Source organism: Deinococcus rhizophilus, assembly GCF_030271215.1.
Classification (GTDB): Bacteria; Deinococcota; Deinococci; order Deinococcales; family Deinococcaceae; genus Deinococcus; species Deinococcus rhizophilus.
The window spans coordinates 1-1860 of the sequence record NZ_JASNGB010000298.1 but is presented as its reverse complement, the minus strand read 5'-3'; the positions used below and the strand labels follow the sequence as shown (position 1 = coordinate 1860).

The window sequence follows — 1860 nt, the reverse complement described above, 5'->3', positions numbered from 1 at the left end:
GCCGCCGATCCACAGGTCGCCCCGCACGGCCCGCCCCTCGTTGCGCAGCACGGTGATGCCGGAGGCCGCGAACGCCGCCGTCACCTGCTCGCGGCGCTCGGCCCAGCCGGGGATGCCCTGGCCCAGCACCCCCCGGTCGTAGGCCCCGAAGGAGCCGTAGTCGTGGTTGCCCCACACCGCGTACACGCCCAGCGGCGCCCGCAGCCGCGCGAGTTCGGTCAGGAGGGGCGCGGGGTCCACGTCCGAGCGCACGTCCAGAAAGTCGCCGCCCAGCAGCACGAGGTCGGGCCGCGCCGCGTTCGCGGTGTCCACCCAGGCGCGAATCTGCCGCTCGAAGATGTAGAGGCCGTAGTGCAGGTCGGTCAGAAAGGCGGCCCGCAGCGGCGAGCGCAACCCCGGCAACACGCCTTCCTCGTGCACCGTGCCGAAGTCGTAAGCCTGGGCGACCCCCACGCCCCCCAGGGTGCCCAGCGCCAGCGACCCGCCCAGCAGCCCGCGCAGGAAGCGGCGGCGGGCAGGGTTGGCGGGTGAGAGTGGCTCGGCCTTCATGGGCGTCAGGCTAGCGGCGCGGGGTGAGAGGGGCACCCGTCAAAAGATGGAGGGGGCGCTACACTCGGCCCCATGACCCTCCCCTCCTCCCCTGACGCCTGGGCCGACCTGCTGGTGGTGGACGTGCTCGACGAGGACGTGGGCCTCGCCGAGGTGGAAGACAGCCGGGGCCGCACCTACGCCCTGCCCGCCGAGTGGCTGCCCGGCGTGACCGACGGGGCGGCCTACCGGGTGGGCGGAGGGGCCGGGCAACTCACCTTCACCCCCGACCCCGGCGGGGCCCGCGAGCTGCGCGAACGCTCCAAGCAGACGCTGCTGGACTTTGCCGATGAGCCGGGGGCCGACGAGCCAGGGGCCGAAGGGCCGGGGGACCGCTGAGATGACCCGGCCCGTCGTCATCCTGCCCGACCTGCACGGGCGGCTGGACCTGCTGGAAGCGGCGCTGGAGTACGCCGGGCGCGAGTGGGGGCCGTCAGTTCACCTGCTGAGCCTGGGAGACGCCATCGACCGGGGGCCGCAGAGCGTGGCCTGCGCGGAGCGGCTGCTGGAGCTGAGCCGGGCGGGGCAGGCGACCCTGCTGATGGGCAACCACGAGCGCATGGCCCAGGAGGGCCTGCAGTGGTTCCGCACCTATTTGACCTCGCGCGACCCCGCCGACGAGCGCCGGGCGCTGGAGGGCTTCCGCTGGTGGATGGGCAACGGCGGCGAGAGCGTGCGCCGCGAGGTGGGGGCGCTGACGCTGGAGACCTTTCCCACGGTGCTCGCGGAGTACCTCGACACCCTGACGCGGGTGGTGTACGTGACCGGGGACGGGGAGGTTCACCGCGCGGTGCCCAGTGGGCCCAGCGTGCTCGTCGCGCACGCCAGCCCGCCTGTCCCGCACCGCCGCTACCCCAGTCCCGAGTCGGCGGCGCTGTGGCTGCGGCCCTTCGAGGGTCCCTTTCCGCTGCCGCCGGGCGTGACCTACAGCGTCCACGGCCATACCCCGGTGCGCGGCCCCGTGCGGCTGGGACGGCACGTCTACCTCGATCTGGGGGCCTACGAGACGGGCCGGATGGCGCTGCTGGCCGTGGGGGGGCCGGGGGACGTGGCGGCCCCGCCCCCCGTCACCGTGCTGGAGGGCCGGGGCGACCCCGCCGCCGCCCGCCGCTATCCCACCTTTGGCGAGGCGCTCCCCGTGAGGCTCGCCGCCCGGACCGGAGGTCGCCCATGAACCGACGCCAGCGGTGGCCCGCCCCACGGGGGACCCGGTGAGCCGCCGCAGCGAGGCCGCCGGACGGCTGCGCCCGCTGTGGGCCGCCCTGACCGCCG

Annotated in this window: 3 protein-coding genes; 2 read left to right on the top strand and 1 reads right to left on the bottom strand. The window is 75.2% G+C overall.

Annotated features, from left to right (window positions below):
• Positions 1–549: metallophosphoesterase (locus tag QOL99_RS16775; protein ID WP_285525520.1), on the bottom strand; the 549-nt coding region annotated here is incomplete at its 3' end.
• A 72-nt stretch (positions 550–621) separates the two neighbouring features.
• Between QOL99_RS16775 and QOL99_RS16770 the strand changes: the two genes are divergently transcribed.
• Both QOL99_RS16770 and QOL99_RS16765 read left to right on the top strand, forming a co-directional pair.
• Positions 622–927: a hypothetical protein gene (locus QOL99_RS16770; RefSeq protein ID WP_285525519.1), complete on the top strand. Its 306-nt coding sequence runs from the start codon at positions 622–624 to the stop codon at positions 925–927.
• Position 928: 1 nt separating this feature from the next.
• Positions 929–1762: a metallophosphoesterase gene (locus QOL99_RS16765; protein ID WP_285525518.1), complete on the top strand. Its 834-nt coding sequence runs from the start codon at positions 929–931 to the stop codon at positions 1760–1762.
• Positions 1763–1860 lie beyond the last annotated feature (98 nt).

Coding starts and splice junctions, on each gene's coding strand:
- QOL99_RS16765 (WP_285525518.1), top strand. CDS start 929: ATGACCCGGCCCGTCGTCATCCTGCCCGACCTGCACGGGCGGCTGGAC.
- QOL99_RS16770 (WP_285525519.1), top strand. CDS start 622: ATGACCCTCCCCTCCTCCCCTGACGCCTGGGCCGACCTGCTGGTGGTG.